The sequence below is a fragment of the Streptomyces sp. NPDC031474 genome, assembly GCF_055581185.1.
Genome location: NZ_JBVIJX010000001.1, coordinates 582717 through 598038 on the forward strand (window position 1 = coordinate 582717; position 15322 = coordinate 598038).

Genomic DNA, 15322 nt, shown 5'->3' on the forward strand with positions numbered 1-15322 from the left:
GTACCGCGTGCGTCGCGGAGCCCGACGTCAGCGACGGGCCTCCGCCGCCTCCGCCGCCCGCGGCAGGTGGGTCGCGATGACCCGTTCCCGGCCGGTGGGGCCGGCGAAAGCCCTGCGGCGGTCGACGACATACGCGACGCCCGCCACCCCCAGTCCGAGTACCGCCAGGCCCGCGCCCGCCGTCGCCGGGGACGTCGCGCCGAGGCCGGCCGCCAGGGCCAGGCCGCCGATCCAGGCTCCGCCGGCGTTGGCGAGGTTGAAGGCGGCCTGGTTGGCGGAGGAGGCCAGGGAGGGGGCTGTGGACGCCTTCTCCATGACCATCAGGTTGAGCGGGGTGCCCGCGACGAAGGCCGCGACGCCGAGGAGGACGACGGCCAGGGCGCCGCTCCACTGTGCGCGCATCAGCAGCGGGAAGAGTGCCAGGACGACCGCGAGGGACGTCAGGCCGGCGAACAGGGTGCGCCGCATCGCGTGGTCGGCGAGGCGGCCGCCCAGCAGGTTGCCGATGGTCGCGCCGACGCCGAACAGCGCGAGCAGCAGGGTCACGCTGGAGTCGGCGTAGCCGGCGGCGTCCGTGAGCATCGGGGTGATGTAGCTGTACGCCGAGAAGAGCGCGCCGAAGCCCGCGATCGTCGTCCCCAGTGCCAGCCAGACCGGGAGTGAGCGCAGGGCCGCGAGTTCGCCGCGCAGGCCGGTGGCGGGCGTCGCTCCCGGCAGGGTCCGCGGGATGAGGAGGGCGAGCGAGGCGACCGCGGCGAAGCCGATCACGCTCACGCCGAGGAAGGTGGCGCGCCAGCCCAGGTGCTGGCCCATCAGTGTGGCCACCGGCACGCCCACGATGTTGGCGACCGTCAGACCGAGGAACATCAGCGACACCGAGCGGGCCTTGCGCTCCGGCGCGACCATGCTCGTGGCGACGACCGCGCCGACGCCGAAGAAGGCGCCGTGCGGCAGTCCGCTGAGGAAGCGGGCGGCGAGGAGCGAGTCGTAGCCGGGGGCGAGGGCGGAGAGCGCGTTGCCCGCGATGAACAGGGCCATCAGCGCCATCAGGACCGTCCGGCGGGACATCCGCGCCGTCGCCGCGGCGAGCAGCGGCGCGCCGATGACGACGCCGAGCGCGTACGCCGAGACCAGGTGTCCGGCCGTCGGGATCGAGACGTGCAGGTCGGCCGCGACCTCGGGCAGCAGGCCCATCATCACGAACTCGGTGGTGCCGATGCCGAAGGCACCCACGGCCAGGGCGAGCAGGGCCAGGGGCATGGAGGACTTGCCTTTCAGGTCAGGGAGAGCGGGGACTGACGTTCATCATACGTTTCGTATGTTCATGTACGGAACAAAGTCTCCCCGGCCCGCTATTCCCCCGGCATTCCAGGGGATGACCCGCTGGTTAAGACGTGGTGACCTTCACCCGCGCCGCCACCGGAAGGTGGTCGCTGCCCGTCCGGGGCAGGGTCCACGACGTGACCGGGTCCACGCCCTTCACCATGATCTGGTCGATCCGCGCCATCGGGAACGACGCCGGCCAGCTGAAGCCGAAGCCGCTGCCGGCCGCGCCCTGGGTGGAGCGCATCTGGGAGGTCACCGCGTTGAGGGAGCGGTCGTTCATGGTGCCGTTGAGGTCGCCGAGCAGGATCACCCGGGGCAGCGGCTCGTCGGCGATCGCCTCGCCCAGCGCGTCCGCGCTCTTGTCGCGCTGCCGGGCGGTGAACCCGGCCTGAAGCTTCACCCGCACGGAAGGAAGGTGGGCGACGTAGACGGCGACGGGTCCCTGCGGCGTCGCGACCGTCGCCCGCATCGCGCGCGTCCAGCCCAGCTTGATGTCGACGGGCTGCACGCCGCTCAGCGGGTACTTGCTCCACAGGCCGACCGTGCCCTGCACGGAGTGGTACTTGTACGTCGCCGCCAGCGCCTTCTCGTACACCGGCACCGCCGAGTCGGTCAGCTCCTCCAGGGCCAGCACGTCCGCCTCGGACGCGGCCACGTCACGGGCGGTGCCGGAGGGGTCGGGGTTGTCGGCGTTGACGTTGTGGGTGGCGACGGTGAGGTCGCCGCCGCCGCCGGTCTTGTCGCCGAGCAGTCCGCCGAAGAGGTTCAGCCAGACCACGGCCGGCAGGACGACGGCGATCAGCGCCGTCGCGGACCTGCGCACCAGCGCGAGCACCAGCAGCACCGGGACGAAGACCGCGATCCAGGGCAGGAACGTCTCGGTGAGGCTGCCGAGGTTGCCGTAGCGGTTGGGGATGCGCGAGTGCACCAGCATCACCAGGGAGAACGCCAGCGCGAACCCGGTGAGGACCAGGCCCCGCCGCCAGATGCGCGGGTCGCCGCGCCAGCCGCCGAAGGCCCGGCCGAGCAGCGTGCCGATCAGGCGCCGGATGCGGACTCCCCGAGGCTCGGGTCCCGAGCCTTTGTTGTCACCCGTCTCCGTCATGTACGCCTGCTGCGCCATACCGTCGCCTCACTGCCTGCCGTGCACACCGTCCGTCCCCCGGGTACGACCCTAGGGGATGTCGGGGTTCGTTCTCGCCGTCCCGTGACGGCCGTACGGGCACGAGGACGAACGGGCCGCTCTCACGGGTTCCGGCGCCGGGCCACGCGGACCGGTCTGTGACGAAACGTGCACATGAGGCCGGACGGACCGAGGTCGGCGCCCTCGGTCCTAGGTGTTCTGTCCTGCGACTTGATCCGCCGGACAGGCCCTACGCCGCCGGGGAACTGACGGGGCGTAGTCCCGCCAGCAGTGTGTCGACGATGCGTTCCGGGAGGTCGTCGGGGAGTTCGGCGTCCGGGCGCAGGAGCGCGCGGACCAGCATGGGGCCGACGACGAGGTCGTTCACCAGTTCCACGTCCAGGTCGGCGCGGAGTTCGCCGTTCTCCTGACCCCGGCGCAGGACGTCGATGCCCATCCCGCGCCGGGGCGCTATGACGGAATTGTGGTACGCCGCCCAGATCTTGGGGCTGCTCTTCATCTGGGCGTAGACGTTGTGCAGGATCGCCGAGGAGCGGCTGGCGAGGCCGCGCCGCCGCAGCCCTTCCAGCAGCACGATCAGGTCGTCGCGCATGGAAGTGCCCGGGAGTACCTCGGAGTCCGCGGGTTCGGCGGCGCGCAGGGCGTCGACGAAGAGCTCCTCCTTGCCGCTCCAGCGGCGGTAGATGGTGGCCTTGCCGACGCCGGCGGTGCGGGCGATGCGCTCGATGGAGATCTCGGCGAGCGGGACGCCCTCCTCCAGCAGCCTCATCGTCCCCTCGATGATGGCGCGTTCCACGGCCTCGCTCCGGGGCCGCCCCCGAACCGGCTGCTCCGCGGTTCCGTCGTCGGTTCCGCTCTCGGCGAGGCTCACGTCCACTGATTCCTTCCTCTGGTCCCTTCGTCGTACCGGGGAATTGTCGCCCGGCCTACGACTTCGACTGGACCAACTCCCCCTCCTCCGTCTCCTCCTGCGCCGGCTTCGCCCGGGCCGGCAGGAACAGGGCCACCACGACCGCGCCGAGGAAGGCCACCCCCGCCCCGCACAGCGCGGTGATGTGCATGGCGTGCAGGAACGCGTCGTTGGCGGGGCCGATCAGGCCCTGGCCGCGCCCGCCGAGCTTGGCGGCGACCCCCAGTGTCGCCTCGATGGACTCGCCCGCCGTCTCGCGCAGCCCCGCCGGCAGCGAACCGAGGCTGTCCTCGATACCGCCCCGGTACGACGTGGAGAGCACCGAACCGAGAACGGCGATGCCGAGCGCGCCGCCGATCTGACGGAAGGTGTTGCTGAGCGCGGAGGCGGAGCCGGCCTTCTCGCGGGGCAGGGACTGCATGATGACGACACTGGTGGGGGTCATCACATGGGCCATTCCGGCGCCCATGCAGAAGAAGACGACCTCCAGCAGCCAGATCGGCGTGTCGGCGTCCAGCGTGGCGAACGCGCCCAGGGTCGCCGTGAGGACCAGCATCGCCGTCGTGGTCGTGGCCCTGATCCCTATGCGGTCCACGACCAGCCGGGCGCGCGGCGCGAAGACCAGCTGGGCGGCGGCCAGCGGGAGCAGCAGCAGGCCCGACTGCAGCGGCGAGTAGCCGCGCACGCTCTGGGTGTAGAAGACGGAGAAGAAGGTCACGCCCATCAGCGCGAAGAAGACCAGCATGATGACGGTCATCGCGGCCGAGAAGACCTTGTTCTTGAAGTAGCTGACGTCGATCGACGGATGGTCGCTGCGCTGCTCGAACACGATGAACGCGGCGAGGACGGCGAGGCCCGCGCCTATGGTCGACAGCACGGTCGCATCGGTGAAGTCGGCGAGTTCGCCGCCCTTGATGATGCCGTACACGAGCAGGACGAGGCCCACGACGGACAGGACCACGCCCACGGGGTCGATCCGGCCGGGGTTCGGGTCGCGCGAGTCGGGCACCAGCCACAGCATGAGGCCGAACGCGAGCAGCACGATCGGCACGTTGATGAGGAAGACCGAGCCCCACCAGAAGTGGTCCAGGAGGAGACCGCCGGTGATCGGCCCTATGGCGATGGCCAGACCGACCCCGCCGGCCCAGATGCCGATGGCCTTGGGCTGCTCCTCGCGCTCGAAGACGTTCATCAGGACGGCGAGGGTGGCGGGCATCACGAAGGCCGCGCCGAGGGCCATCAGCGCGCGGAAGGCGATGAGCTGGGCCGGCGAGCCGGACTCGGCGGCGAGCGCGGAGCCGACGCCGAAGACGGCGAGCCCGCCGAGCAGGACCCTCTTGCGGCCGATGCGGTCGCCGAGCAGGCCGGCGGAGAACAGAAGTCCCGCGAAGACGAGCGTGTAGGCGTTGATCGCCCACTCCAGCTCGCTCTGGGTGGCGCCGAGCCCGGTCGGGGCGGGCGTCGAGATCGTCTTGATCGCCACGTTCAGGATCGAGTTGTCGAGGACCACGATCAACAGGCTCAGCATCAGCACGCCGAGGATCGCCCAGCGACGCCGGTGCACCGCTTCCGGTATCCGCGGCGCGGTGGGGACGGCAGGAGTAGTCATGCCGCCGAGCCTAGGACAGTTCCGATACGAGACCGTCTCGTATCGATTGTTTTACCGTGTTTCTTACTGAGGCCTTACCCACAGGGGGCGCTCTGGCCCTCCCTGGCACGAGGTGCCACCATGGGAGGCGGTCCGGGGACGCCGTGAGGGCGCCTCGAGATGACGTTAGGAGCCGTTGCAATGACGCAGCTTTCGGCTGCCCAGACTGCGCAGCAGAACACCCCCGACGGCAGCAAGGCGCTGTACGGGGGCAAGGGCACACGCCGTATCACCGTCCGCGACATCGGCCTCGCCAAGGAGCGCGGCGAGAAGTGGCCCATGCTCACGGCCTACGACGCGATGACCGCGTCCGTCTTCGACGAGGCCGGCATCCCGGTGATGCTGGTGGGCGACTCGGCGGGCAACTGCCACCTCGGGTACGAGACGACCGTGCCCGTCACCCTCGACGAGATGACCATGCTGTCGGCGGCGGTCGTGCGCGGCACGCAGCGCGCGCTGATCGTCGGCGACCTGCCCTTCGGCTCCTACCAGGAGGGTCCGGTGCAGGCGCTGCGCTCGGCGACCCGGCTGGTGAAGGAGGCCGGGGTCGGCGCCGTGAAGCTGGAGGGCGGCGAGCGCTCGCACCGGCAGATCGAGCTGCTGGTGGAGTCCGGCATCCCGGTCATGGCGCACATCGGCCTGACCCCGCAGTCCGTGAACGCGATGGGCTACCGCGTGCAGGGGCGCGGCGAGGAGGCCGCCCAGCAGCTGCTGCGGGACGCCAAGGCCGTGCAGGACGCGGGCGCGTTCGCGGTGGTCCTGGAGCTGGTTCCGGCGGAGCTGGCGGCCGAGGTCACGCGTGTGCTGCACATCCCGACGGTCGGCATCGGCGCCGGTCCCGAGACGGACGCGCAGGTGCTGGTGTGGACCGACATGCTGGGGCTGACCGGCGGCCGGGTCCCGAAGTTCGTGAAGCAGTACGCCGACCTGCGCCAGGTCATGGGCGACGCGGCGAAGGCGTTCGCCGAGGACGTCGTCGGCGGAACGTTCCCGCAGGAGGAGCACTCCGTCCACTAGAGCCGACTCCTGGAGCCACTCCTGGAGCCGACTCCCAGAACCAACTCCGCACCATGGCAGCCCGCCGATCTTCCCCCGTCGGCGGGCTGCCGCGCGCCCGGGCCGGCGCGTGTAGGCGGGCTGTCGGCGGCCTGTAGGCGGTTTGTCGGTGGGGGCTGGCACTGTTCCCTGCATGACGCGAATCGACAAGAACCCCAGTGGCGCGGGAAGCGCTGTGACCGTTCGGGGGTTGGTCAAGCACTACGGCGAGACCAAGGCACTGGACGGCGTCGACCTCGAGGTGCGGGAGGGAACCGTCATGGGGGTGCTCGGGCCGAACGGCGCCGGGAAGACCACCCTCGTACGGATCCTGTCCACGCTGCTCGCTCCCGACAGCGGGCACGCCACCGTCGTCGGCTACGACGTGGTACGCCAGCCCCGGCAGCTGCGCCGGGTGATCGGGCTCACCGGGCAGTACGCCTCGGTGGACGAGAAGCTCCCCGGCTGGGAGAACCTCTACATGATCGGGCGGCTGCTCGACCTGTCCCGCAAGGAGGCCAGGGCCCGTGCCGACGAACTGCTGGAGCGGTTCTCGCTGACGGAGGCCGCCAAGCGGCCGGCGAGCACGTACTCCGGCGGCATGCGGCGCCGGCTCGACCTGGCCGCGTCGATGATCGGGCGCCCGCAGGTGCTGTTCCTCGACGAGCCGACCACCGGTCTCGACCCGCGCACCCGCAACGAGGTGTGGGACGAGGTCAAGGCGATGGTCGGGGACGGCGTCACCGTGCTGCTGACCACCCAGTACATGGAGGAGGCCGAGCAGCTCGCCTCCGAGCTGACCGTCGTCGACCGGGGCAAGGTCATCGCGGGCGGCGGCATCGAGGAGCTGAAGGCCCGGGTCGGCGGCCGGACGCTGCGGATACGGCCCGCCGACCCGCTCCAGCTACGGCCGTTGGCCGGCTGGCTCGACGAACTCGGCATCACCGGGCTCGCCAGCACCGTCGTGGACGCCGACCGCGGATCAGTGCTGGTTCCGGTGCTGAGCGACGAACAGCTGACCGCGGTGATCGGCGCGGTCACCGCGCGCGGCATCACCCTCTCCTCCCTCACCACCGAACTGCCCAGCCTGGACGAGGTGTTCCTGTCCCTCACCGGCCACCGCGCCAGTGCCCCGCAGGACGCCCAGCCCACCGACACCCGCGAGGAGGTCGCGGTATGAGTGCCGCCACTCTCGACATCACCACGGCCGCCGACACCCGGATCTCGTTGCGCAGCCATCTCCGGCACACCGGTGCGCTGATCCGGCGCAACCTGCTGTGGATCCGGCAGGACCCGGAGTCGATGTTCGACGCCATCCTGTTCCCGGTGATCTTCACCCTGCTGTTCGTGTACGTCTTCGGCGGCTCCATCGGCCAGTCGCTGGGCGGCGGGCAGGAGGCGTATGTGCAGTACGTCGTCCCCGGGCTGCTGGCCATGATGGGGATGAACATGTCCCAGGGCGTGGGCACCGGCTTCAACACCGACTTCAACTCCGGGGTCATGGACCGCTTCCGGTCCCTGCCGATCGGGCGCGGCTCGGTGCTGGTCGCCAAGATCGTGGTGGAGCTGATGCGGATGCTTCTCGCATGCGCGATCCTGCTGATCGTCGGCGTGCTCGTGGGCTTCGACATCACCAGCTGGCCGGGACTGTTCGGCGCCGTGGGGCTGGCCACGGTGTTCGGCTCGGCGCTGATGTGGGTGTTCATCACCCTCGGCGTGATGATGAAGAGCGCGCAGTCCGTGCAGGCGATGGGCTTCCTGGTGCTGATGCCGCTGCAGTTCGGCTCGTCGATCTTCGCCCCGACCCAGTCCATGCCGGGCTGGCTGCAGAACTTCACCGACTACAACCCGCTGTCCTCGCTCGCGGACGCCGCGCGCGGAATGATGGTGGGCGGCCCGGTCGCGCACGGCCTGGTGGTGACGCTGGCCTGGTCGGTGGGCCTGACGGCGGTGATGGCGCCGGTCGCCATCCACAAGTTCCGCACCAAGAACTAGCCTGCTCTTCAGTGCCTGTCGGGTCGGCCGTCGGCCGTGACTCGTCACACCAGGGCGGTGGCCTCCTCGTAGGAGAGGCCGCCGCCCTCGGCGTACGCGGCCTCGAAGGCCGTATCGCCGAGGGCGGCGCGGGTGCGGGTCATGGCCAGGTCGCGTGCCTCGCGCTCCCAGCGCGGGGGCACATGGCGCGTCGGCACCAGGGCGTCGGCGGTGCCCAGACAGCGGGCGGCTGCTACGGCTCGGCTGCCGCCGTCGACGCCGCTGAGCGCGATCGCCGCGATGCAGAGGTAGACGGAGCGCATCTGCGGGGCGATGGCCGCGGACAGCGGTTCCGTGGCCCGCCGCAGGGCGGTGCGGATGTCCGTCAGGGCCTGCTCGGGCCGGCCGTCGACGGCGTTCAGCCAGGCCTCCGCGCCCAGCAGGAAGGCGTCGAAGACGGCGAAGTGCCCGAAGTCGAACCCCGCGCGCAGCCGCTGGAGTTGTTCGCGGGCCTCGGGGCGGCGGCCGGCGGCGGCGAGCCAGCCGGCGAAGAAGAGACGGGCGGCGGGGACGGCCTCACTGCCGACCTGCTCGGGGCCGTCGATCACCTCGCGCAGCAGGCGCTCGCCCTGCTCCTCGTCCCCCGCCTCCAGCAGCACACTGCCCAGCCGGGCGCGCAGGACCGCCAACTGGGCGCGGGCGCCGAGCCGTTCGGCGTGCTCCATGGCGTCCTCGTAGTCGGCGGCGGCCCGCTGGTAGGCGCCCAGCCGCTCATGGGCCTCGGCGCGGGCGGAGAGCGCCTCGGCGGTGCCCCAGGCGTCGCGCAGGCGCCGGAAGATCTCCAGCGCCTCGTCGGCGTCCCGGAAGGCGTCGCCGGCCGACTCGGAGCGGTTGGCGAGGATGTTGGCGCGCATCTGCAGACAGGAGGCGAGCTCCCACTCGTAGCCGGGCGTGCGGCGGCAGGTGTCGACGTTGGCGTCGACGATGGTGTGGATGCGTTCCAGGTCGCTGGTCATCAGCACGGCGAAGAACCAGAGCAGGCCGGGCACCCGGCAGGTCTGCGGGAGGCCGGGCTCGTAGGCGTTGGCGATCATCCGCAGCTTGGCCTGTGCGGCCGGGGCCTGCCAGGCCTCCATCTCGGTGTCCATGCAGGCGAGATGGGCCAGGTGGACACCGCGCCGGGCCTCCATGAGGATCTCGCCGGTCAGCGGGGGCGGGGTGTCGGTGCAGGACTTCCACACCGGGGCGGCCCGGCGCAGGGGTTCGGCGAACGGGTCGGGGCCCAGGGCCATGACCTCGCCGCACCAGGTGCGGGCCTCGATGCGCAGGTCGCGCATCTGCCAGTACCAGGCGAGGGACAGGGTGAGGCTGAGGGCCTCCTGCTCGTCCCGTGCGTCGACGGCGCGGCGCAGCGCGGTGCGCAGGTTCTCGTACTCCAGCTGGAGGCGGTCGACGGCGGCGCGCTGGCCGGGCCCGCGCAGCAACGGCTCGGTGGTGCGGGCGAGTTCGCGGTAGTACGTCAGATGCGCACGTTCGGCGGCGGCCCGCCCGCCCGACTCGTCGAGCCGCTCGGCCGCGTACTCGGCGACGGTCTCCAGCAGCCGGTAGCGCATGTCGCCGCCGGGGGCGGGGGCGGCGACGACGAGCGACTTGTCGACGAGGGAGGCGAGCAGGTCGAGCGGGTCGCGCACGGCGGGGCCGCACACCGCCTCGACGGCGGCGAGGTCGCAGCCGCGGGCGAAGACCGACAGCCGGGCCAGGACGTCGCGTTCACCGTCGTCGAGCAGGTCCCAGGACCAGTCGACGACGGCCCGCAGGGTCTGCTGGCGGGGCAGGACGGTCCGGCTGCCTGAGGTGAGCAGCCGGAAGCGGTCGTCGAGCCGGTCGGCTATCTGACGGGGCGTCAGCATCCGTAGCCGGGCGGCGGCGAGCTCGATGGCGAGGGGCAGCCCGTCGAGGCGCCGGCAGATCTCGGCGCAGGCTTCGGGGTCGTCCTCGGTGCGGAATCCGGGGCGGGCCGCCGCCCCCCGGTCGGCGAACAGCCGCAGGGCGACCGGCTCCGGCAGCGGATCCAGCGGGCGCAGCACCTCTCCCGGCACGCCGAGCGGCTCACGGCTGGTGGCCAGCACCGTCACCTGCGGGCAGCGCGCCAGCAGCTCCTCGACGAGCCGGGCGGCGGCCTCGACGACGTGCTCGCAGTTGTCGAGGACGATCAGCATCCGCCGTCGGGCGCAGTGCTCGACCAGGCGGTCCATGGGGTCGTCGTGGCGTTCCGCGACGGCCCGCATCTCCTCGGCGCCGGCGCCGTACAGCACGGTCTCGCGGGCGCCCACGGCGGTGAGGACGGCCTGCGGCACGGCGTCCGGGTCGGCGACGGGCGCAAGCTCCGCGAGCCAGACGCCGTCGTGCGCCCCGGGCCGTTCCGCGTCCCGTACGGCCTCGGCGGCCTCCTGCGACAGCCGCGTCTTGCCGGCCCCGCCAGGCCCGAGCAGCGTGACGAGGCGCGCGCTCGCGAGGTCCCCGCGGATGGCCGCGATGTCGTCCTCCCGGCCGACGAAGGAGGTGAGCCGGGTACGGAGGTTCCCGGGGGTCGTGGCCGGCGCCGCGGGGGTCACGGAACCCCCCGGCCGGGAGGGCTCCGCCGGACTGACCGGGCTCAGCTCTTCCGGGTTGAGCAACTCCGCGTGCAGGGTGCGCAGTTCGGGCCCGGGGTCGGTGCCGAGGCGGTCGGCCAGCAGTCGGCGGACGTCGTCGTAGGCGGCCAGCGCCTGGGCGGTGCGGCCCGCCTCGCGCAGCGCGCGCAGCCGCAGGGCCTGGAGGGGTTCGTCCAGGGGGTGGGTGTCGCACAGGGCGGTGAGTTCGGGCAGGGACTGCTCGCCGTGGCCGAGGGCGATCGCGGCGGTGTGCCGGGCCCGCACCGCGTCGAGGCGGCGGGCCTCCCAGCGGGCCGCCTCGGCGGCGCGGTCGGGCAGGTCGGCGAGGACCGGGCCGTGCCACAGGGCGAGGGCGTCGTCGAGGAGGGCGGCCGCCTTGGCGGGGTCGCCGTCGGCGAGGGAGCGGGTGCCGTCGACGGTCAGCCGCTCGAACCGGTGCAGGTCGACGTCGTCGGGGGCGGCGGCCAGCCGGTAGCCGCCCTCGGCGGAGTCGATCGCGCCCGCCCCGAGGGTTCGGCGCAGCCGCCCGACCAGCGCCTGGAGTGCGCCCGCCGCGTCGGCGGGCGGATCCTGGGCCCACACCTCCTCGGTCAGCAGCCCGGCGGGAACACTGCGCCCGGCCCGCAGCGCCAGCACGGTGAGCAGAGCACGCAGTCGCGCCCCGCCGACGGCGACGGGGGTGCCGTCCGGACGAAGGGCCTGGGTGGTGCCGAGGATGCGATAGCGCACGGGGTCATTCTCTCCGCTGTGTTCGGGGACGGTCACGGGGGTTCGGCCGGGTGGCGTGGCGGCTCGGTCCACCCTCCTAGGAACCGGTTGCCGCCCGCGAGACGTTTTCCCTGTGCGCCCCGGCCGGGTACGGTCGGGCAGTTCCACACGTGCGTACGAGTTCAGGGGGCCCCATGACCACCGCCACCAGCCGCAGCAGCGAGCGGCGGATCAGTCCCGTCTTCCTCGGGATCGTCGCTGTGACGGCGGTCACCGGCTGGGCGACCTGGACGGGGTTCGCCGAGCAGCCGGGCGTGGCGGTGTTCCTGTTCGTGACGGCGGCCTGGATCGTGTCGCTGTGCCTGCACGAGTACGCACACGCGCGTACCGCCCTGCACAGCGGTGACATCTCGGTCGGCGCGAAGGGATATCTGACGCTCAACCCGCTGAAGTACACGCACGCGCTGCTCAGCATCGTGCTGCCGGTGGTGTTCGTGATCATGGGTGGGATCGGTCTGCCGGGCGGCGCGGTCTTCATCGAGCGGGCGCGGATCCGGGGGCGGTGGCGGCACAGTCTGATCTCGGCGGCCGGTCCGCTGACGAACGTGCTGTTCGCGGTGGTGTGCACGGCGCCGTTCTGGCTGGACGCGCTGGACGGCGTGCCGGACGAGTTCCGGTACGCGCTCGCGTTCCTCGCGATGCTCCAGGTGACGGCCGCGCTCCTGAACTTCCTGCCGGTGCCGGGTCTGGACGGCTACGGGATCATCGAGCCCTGGCTGTCGTACAACGTCAAGCGGCAGGTGGAGCCGTTCGCGCCGTTCGGCCTGCTGTTCGTGTTCGTGCTGCTGTGGGTGCCGTCGGTGAACCGGGAGTTCTTCGACATGATCGACGCGATGCTGCGCGGCCTGGGGATCAGCGACCTGGACTCGTACTGCGGCCAGTCGCTGTACCGCTTCTGGGAGGGCTCCGACGGGTTCTGCTCGGTCAGCCGGTGACGTCGGCCCCGGCGGCCTTGCGCGCCTTGTCCCGCTTCACGTAGTACCAGGTCATGTTGGACGACAGGCCCGCGAGCAGCACCCACACGATGCCCAGGAAGCTGGCCTGGACGAAGGAGACGACCGCAGCGGCCACGGCGAGGACGCAGACGACGAGGGTGTAGAGGGCGAGGCGGGGCATGTCGGTGGGCTCCTGTCGGGGGACACTGCGGGCTGCTGCGACCAGTGTCCCCCATGCGCTCACACGTCGGTGACGCGCAGCCCGGCGTGGGCCTTGTAGCGGCGGTTGACCGAGATCAGGTTGGCGACCAGGGACTCCACCTGGTGAGCGTTGCGCAGCCGCCCCGCGAAGACGCCGCGCATGCCGGGGATCCGGCCGGCCAGCGCCTGCACGATCTCGACGTCGGCCCGCTCCTCGCCCAGCACCATCACGTCGGTGTCGATCTCGTCGATCGCCGGGTCCTGGAGGAGGACCGCCGAGAGGTGGTGGAAGGCGGCGGCGACCCGGGAGTCCGGCAGCAGGGCGGCGGCCTGCTCGGCGGCGCTGCCCTCCTCCGGCTTCAGCGCGTAGGCGCCCTTCTTGTCGAAGCCGAGCGGGTTGACGCAGTCCACGACGAGCTTTCCGGCCAGCTCCTCGCGCAGGGACTCCAGGGTCTTGCCGTGGCCGTCCCACGGCACGGCGACGATCACGATGTCGCTGCGGCGCGCGGTCTCGGCGTTGTCGGCGCCCTCGACGCCGTGCCCGAGCTCGTCGGCGGCGGCCTGGGCGCGGTCGGCGGCACGGGAGCCGATGATCACCTTCTGGCCGGCCCTGGCGAGCCGGTAGGCGAGGCCCTTGCCCTGCGGGCCGGTCCCGCCGAGCACGCCGACGACCAGTCCGGAGACGTCGGGGAGGTCCCACGGGTCCTTGGCGGGGGCCTTCGCCGGGGCGCCCGCGGGCGCGTTGTGTGCACTGTCGGTAGAGGTCATGGGCCGACTTTACGTGGGCGTGTCGGGCGCCCTTTCGCCACGCCGGGTGAAGGTGCGGCGAACCGTCCGCCCCCGGTGGCCGATTGGGGCAGGATGCGGCCGCATGGACGCCGTACGGGTCGCGCTGTTGCGTGAGGTGCTCGCGGGGACCGAGTGGCTGGGGGCCACCCGGAGGTTCGGGGCGGTGCTGCGGGGGTCGGTGGTGTCGCACGGGGGCGGGCTGCTGCTGGTGGGGACGGCGGAGTACGAGCCCTGGCATCTCGCGGCGCACCTGGTGGACGAGGCCGCCTGGTCCGGTACGCCGGAGCTCGCGCCGACGCTCGTACGGCATGACGCACGCCCCTCGGACGCGGCGCACCTCGCGGTGGGCCTGGGCCGGATCGAGGCGGCCCGGCGGGGCGAGACGCTGCTGGTGGCGTCGCCTTCGGGTGACGCACCGCTGCTCGAACGCGTGGCGGACGCCCGCCGGGCCGGCGTCACGATCCTCGCCCTGGGCCCCGGCGAGGGGGACCTGACGACCCTGGCCCACGAGACGCTGCCCGTGCCGGACGGCTCCGAGCTGGACCTCGACACCGTGCAGCACCTGGTGAGCGCGGCCGCCGGCGAAACGTTGCCGCCGACGAGAAGGCGCCGCCGCCTCGCCGACCGCCTCACCCACCTGGCCGAGCGTCTGACGGCGCCGCCGCCTCCTCCTTGGTGATCAGTCGTCGTCCGTGGCGCCGCCGCCCGTCGGGGTGTCGTGCCACTTGGGGTCGTTCTCCCACTGGAGGTTGCGTTCGCGGGCGGTCTCCATCGCGTGCTCGGCCTCCGCGCGGGTGGTGTAGGGGCCGAAACGGTCCTTGCCCGGGCAGTCCGGCCCCTCCTCGACCTTCTTGTGCTCCAGGCAGTAGTACCACTCACCCGGTTTGCCGACGGTCCGCTTCTTGAACAGGGGCATGACGGCTCCTCTCGCCACCGACATGTTCCCCCATGGGCGCTCGTTAGACTCAACTCCATGTCTGGCCAGTCGCTGCTCGTTCCAGGGGAGCTGTCCCCCACCCGTTCCGTGCCGGGAAACATCCGTCGCCCCGAGTACGTCGGCAAGCCCGCGCCGACGCCGTACACCGGGCCGGAGGTGCAGACGCCCGAGACGATCGAGGCGATGCGCCGGGCCGGCCGGATCGCCGCGCAGGCGATGGCGGAGGCCGCGAAGCTGATCTCGCCGGGGGTCACCACCGACGAGCTCGACAAGGTCGCGCACGAGTACATGTGCGACCACGGCGCCTACCCGTCGACCCTGGGCTATCGCGGCTTCCCCAAGTCCCTGTGCACCAGCGTCAACGAGGTCATCTGCCACGGCATCCCGGACTCGACGGTGCTGCGCGACGGCGACATCGTCAATCTGGACGTGACCGCGTACATCGGCGGCGTGCACGGCGACAACAACGCCACGTATCTGGTGGGGGACGTCGACGAGGAGTCGCGGCTGCTGGTGGAGCGGACCCGGGAGTCCCTGGAGCGGGCGATCAAGGCGGTCCGGCCCGGCCGGCAGATCAACATCATCGGCCGGGTCATCGAGTCGTACGCCAAGCGCTTCGGCTACGGCGTGGTCCGTGACTTCACGGGGCACGGCATCAACTCGTCGTTCCACTCCGGGCTGATCATCCCGCACTACGACAGCCCGCACGCGACCACCGTCATCCAGCCCGGGATGACCTTCACGATCGAGCCGATGCTGACGCTCGGCACCCACGACTACGACATGTGGGACGACGGCTGGACCGTGGTGACCAAGGACCGCAAGCGGACGGCCCAGTTCGAGCACACGCTGGTGGTGACGGAGACGGGGGCGGAGATTCTGACCCTGCCGTGATCGTCGGCCGGAGAGCGCCCGCCCTGCCGGGGCGGGCTTTCTCTTGTAGACTTTTACCGACAGAGTGTCGGCAAGTTCCGGCCATGGCCGGCAGCGGGTCGGCGAGC

Annotated in this window: 14 protein-coding genes; 6 read left to right on the top strand and 8 right to left on the bottom strand. The window is 71.9% G+C overall.

The window, feature by feature from the left end:
* Positions 1-27 precede the first annotated feature (27 nt).
* From ACZ5SK_RS02665 to ACZ5SK_RS02680, 4 genes are all read right to left on the bottom strand, one after another.
* On the bottom strand, positions 28-1260 hold the full coding sequence (locus ACZ5SK_RS02665; protein ID WP_361699895.1) for an MFS transporter: 1233 nt from the start codon (positions 1258-1260) through the stop codon (positions 28-30).
* 127 nt (positions 1261-1387) lie between these two features.
* Complete coding sequence (locus tag ACZ5SK_RS02670) at positions 1388-2449, bottom strand: endonuclease/exonuclease/phosphatase family protein (protein WP_468575156.1); 1062 nt, start codon at positions 2447-2449, stop codon at positions 1388-1390.
* 250 nt (positions 2450-2699) lie between these two features.
* A complete protein-coding gene (locus tag ACZ5SK_RS02675; RefSeq protein WP_334580710.1) occupies positions 2700-3341 on the bottom strand; it encodes a TetR/AcrR family transcriptional regulator in 642 nt (213 codons plus the stop codon).
* 55 nt (positions 3342-3396) lie between these two features.
* Complete coding sequence (locus ACZ5SK_RS02680; RefSeq protein WP_334580709.1) at positions 3397-4989, bottom strand: MFS transporter; 1593 nt, start codon at positions 4987-4989, stop codon at positions 3397-3399.
* Between the two features lie 180 nt (positions 4990-5169).
* Here ACZ5SK_RS02680 and panB point away from each other — a divergent pair, with 180 nt between their 5' ends.
* The 3 genes from panB to ACZ5SK_RS02695 all read left to right on the top strand — a co-directional run bounded on the left by panB (position 5170) and on the right by ACZ5SK_RS02695 (position 8058).
* Complete coding sequence (gene panB / locus ACZ5SK_RS02685; protein ID WP_334580708.1) at positions 5170-6045, top strand: 3-methyl-2-oxobutanoate hydroxymethyltransferase; 876 nt, start codon at positions 5170-5172, stop codon at positions 6043-6045.
* 172 nt (positions 6046-6217) lie between these two features.
* Positions 6218-7243 (top strand): ATP-binding cassette domain-containing protein, encoded by a 1026-nt coding sequence (locus tag ACZ5SK_RS02690; RefSeq protein WP_334580707.1) that lies wholly within the window; start codon positions 6218-6220, stop codon positions 7241-7243.
* The gene (locus ACZ5SK_RS02695) at positions 7240-8058 is read left to right on the top strand and encodes an ABC transporter permease (protein ID WP_361699890.1); all 819 of its coding nucleotides are present in this window, start codon (positions 7240-7242) and stop codon (positions 8056-8058) included. Before ACZ5SK_RS02690 ends, ACZ5SK_RS02695 begins: the two co-directional genes overlap by 4 nt.
* A 44-nt stretch (positions 8059-8102) precedes the next feature.
* On the opposite strand, the gene ACZ5SK_RS02700 is transcribed toward ACZ5SK_RS02695, so the two are convergent.
* Complete coding sequence (locus ACZ5SK_RS02700; RefSeq protein ID WP_334580706.1) at positions 8103-11420, bottom strand: AfsR/SARP family transcriptional regulator; 3318 nt, start codon at positions 11418-11420, stop codon at positions 8103-8105.
* A gap of 173 nt (positions 11421-11593) precedes the next feature.
* On the opposite strand from ACZ5SK_RS02700, the gene ACZ5SK_RS02705 reads away from it, so the two are divergent.
* Positions 11594-12394, top strand: a complete 801-nt coding sequence (locus ACZ5SK_RS02705) for a site-2 protease family protein (protein WP_334580705.1) — start codon at positions 11594-11596, stop codon at positions 12392-12394.
* On the opposite strand, the gene ACZ5SK_RS02710 is transcribed toward ACZ5SK_RS02705, so the two are convergent.
* A complete protein-coding gene (locus tag ACZ5SK_RS02710) occupies positions 12384-12575 on the bottom strand; it encodes a hypothetical protein (RefSeq protein WP_399461067.1) in 192 nt (63 codons plus the stop codon). The two genes, ACZ5SK_RS02705 and ACZ5SK_RS02710, sit on opposite strands and share 11 nt — an antisense overlap.
* A gap of 59 nt (positions 12576-12634) precedes the next feature.
* Entirely contained in the window at positions 12635-13363 is a 729-nt protein-coding gene (gene npdG, locus ACZ5SK_RS02715) for an NADPH-dependent F420 reductase (RefSeq protein WP_334580704.1), read from the bottom strand.
* Positions 13364-13466: 103 nt separating this feature from the next.
* Between npdG and ACZ5SK_RS02720 the strand changes: the two genes are divergently transcribed.
* Positions 13467-14063 carry a hypothetical protein gene (locus ACZ5SK_RS02720; RefSeq protein ID WP_334580703.1) on the top strand — a complete coding sequence of 199 codons (597 nt, stop codon included), beginning with the start codon at positions 13467-13469 and terminating at the stop codon, positions 14061-14063.
* Here the strand turns inward: ACZ5SK_RS02720 and ACZ5SK_RS02725 are convergent, their stop codons facing one another.
* The gene (locus tag ACZ5SK_RS02725; protein ID WP_334580702.1) at positions 14064-14300 is read right to left on the bottom strand and encodes a hypothetical protein; all 237 of its coding nucleotides are present in this window, start codon (positions 14298-14300) and stop codon (positions 14064-14066) included.
* Between the two features lie 57 nt (positions 14301-14357).
* On the opposite strand from ACZ5SK_RS02725, the gene map reads away from it, so the two are divergent.
* The gene (gene map, locus ACZ5SK_RS02730) at positions 14358-15215 is read left to right on the top strand and encodes a type I methionyl aminopeptidase (RefSeq protein WP_334580701.1); all 858 of its coding nucleotides are present in this window, start codon (positions 14358-14360) and stop codon (positions 15213-15215) included.
* Positions 15216-15322: the final 107 nt, after the last annotated feature.